The 1,923-nt window shown below is 36.2% G+C and carries 1 protein-coding gene; it reads left to right on the top strand.

Annotated elements, in window-relative coordinates; translation table 11 throughout:
- Nucleotides 1–515 precede the first annotated feature (515 nt).
- A complete protein-coding gene (locus tag ACQEXR_RS20015) occupies nt 516–1,754 on the top strand; it encodes a hypothetical protein (protein ID WP_427021020.1) in 1,239 nt (412 codons plus the stop codon).
- The last annotated feature ends 169 nt before the right edge of the window (nt 1,755–1,923 follow it).

Raw genomic sequence — 1,923 nt, 5'->3', positions numbered from 1 at the left:
CGATGAATTTTTTACTGTGACTCTTCCAGAGATCGCAGGTTCACTGACGTCTCGAATCAATGATAATTTTCAGGTACCCAAGCCTGCATTTTCAAGTTGATTGGGTATAGTCCGCGATTTCCATTTCACGAATTTTTACCACTTTACTCTCCTTGCGTATAACACTTATTGGCCAGCTAAAAACCGACTTTCACCTTTTCATAATGAAACTTTTTTAATATCACTTCAATGTGTAATCAATAAGTTAATGAAAGTTAACGAGTAGACTTAAAGGACAGGCACCATTAAATTATGGCGTGTGTCCTTTTGCTTCTTCTGGGATGGGTTCTAAGACACAATATCTAATTAAAAGGGCTTTGTCGCCGTTGACCAAGCCCTTTTTGTAGGTAATGTCTTATTGTTTTTTTTTGGGAATAAAGTCTCAATGTCAAGTGAGGCACAAAGGAATGTAACATTTTGTCTGTATATTGTAAGCTTGTTTTAGTAGATATTGTTTTGTTACATAGGTGATGTATATGTTGAAGTTTAGTTTGATGATTTTAATAGCGTCGGTATCTTTTGGGGTAAATGCGCATCCAAATAAAGAAATATTGAAAGGGTTTATTACTAGAGGTGATGTATCTAAGAGTATTGGAAATAGAAATGGTTTTGATAATCCATTTGAAAATAGCAATAAGCCCCAAGATTGGGCGAAATATGTTGACGGAGTTGTTCTGCAGGTGGAATGGAGCACATTGGAGCCTAGAGATGATGAATACAACTTTGAGATTATTAAGAATGCATTAAATACATTGAGGGAATATAACAAAGAGAATGGGACTAACTTAGGACTGAAGTTGCGAGTCTTCGCTGGGCAATATAGTCCTAGACATATACTCAATAATCCGAATATCGGTAGTACGTACGTCTCATACAGTTCTAGCAATGATCGAAAAGGTCGTATGGCTAATTTTTGGGTAAGTACATTTATGGATGAATATGTAGAGCTGCATAAAGAACTAGCGAAGGAGTTCGATAGCACGAGTACTGAAAACCGTGCACGCAATAACCGTAATGCAATACTGAGAGAAGTGTCTATTACAGCTTGCATGATGAAGAGTGCTGATATGCATAGAGCTGAAGATGGTGATAACTATCTTGATCGAGAGCGAGATAATAAGACTAATATTGGTGCTTTAATGGCAGCAGGGTTAACGTTTGAAAGTGATTTTGATTGTCAACTTGACCAAATTAGTAAAACGGCTGATATATGGAAAAATACTTGGGTCTCTGTTGCTAGGGCTCACTTTAATGATTATTCGAATCATTCAGGAATTAAGCCTGAAAGTGGTGAGCGTATGAACGAAAATTGGCCTCTTGCCGTATCTAAAATGAAACAAATAGTTAATAAGTGTCGCTCATACTCTAACTGCATTATTGGTAACAATAGCCTTGAATATAAAGAAACCAGAAATAATAATGCGGCATTCTTTGATCCTTCTAATGCTGTTTATTATGTATCGCAAAAATATAACCTAAGAGGCGATAATGTTGGTTTGAGAAAGGCGCCTATTTACTTTCAGACAGTTGTGAGCGTACAGAAGTATCCGGATGAAAATAAATCAAAAATTCATAATGTTATTAATAAAGCATTGGATGCAACAAACATTGTTATGATAGAACTTCCAACATTGAGTGCGCTTAAAAAATATAACTCAAATTATCTACGCTCTCAATCCATGCAGGATGTAAGGAAGAGATTAAAAAATAATTAGCTTATCATTGTGGCCTAATATACCAGCGGATAAGCGATGCTTTCACTCATCCGCTGTGTTATACCCCTGATCATTGAACATGCTTGATTTTATTTAGAATCAGGATCATGCTACGAACCATGAAAATTACACTGACTTCTCAACAGAAACTGCAACTCGAACAAATGCA

The organism is Vibrio sp. TRT 2004 (assembly GCF_050113735.1).
Lineage (GTDB): Bacteria > Pseudomonadota > Gammaproteobacteria > Enterobacterales > Vibrionaceae > Vibrio.
Note: the sequence above shows the minus strand (reverse complement) of the source record. Positions and strands in the feature narration are given on the sequence as shown.